1 rRNA gene is annotated in these 241 nt (G+C 59.3%); it reads left to right on the forward strand.

Annotated elements, in window-relative coordinates:
- A 23S ribosomal RNA gene (locus tag ciss_RS09225) occupies positions 1 to 237 on the forward strand; the annotation flags it as partial.
- Positions 238 to 241: the final 4 nt, after the last annotated feature.

The following is a 241-nucleotide window of genomic DNA, read 5'->3' on the forward strand; positions in this document are numbered from 1 at the left end:
GTACGAGAGGACCGGGATGGACGCACCGCTGGTGAACCAGTTGTCCCGCCAGGGGCACCGCTGGGTAGCCAAGTGCGGAATGGATAAGCGCTGAAAGCATCTAAGCGCGAAGCCAGCCCCAAGATGAGGTTTCCCATCTGGAGCAATCCAGAGTAAGACCCCGGAGAGAAGATCCGGTAGATAGGCCGGGCGTGTAAGCCGAGCAATCGGTTGAGCGGACCGGTACTAATAGGTCGAGGAC

Source organism: Carboxydothermus islandicus (assembly GCF_001950325.1).
GTDB lineage: Bacteria > Bacillota > Z-2901 > Carboxydothermales > Carboxydothermaceae > Carboxydothermus > Carboxydothermus islandicus.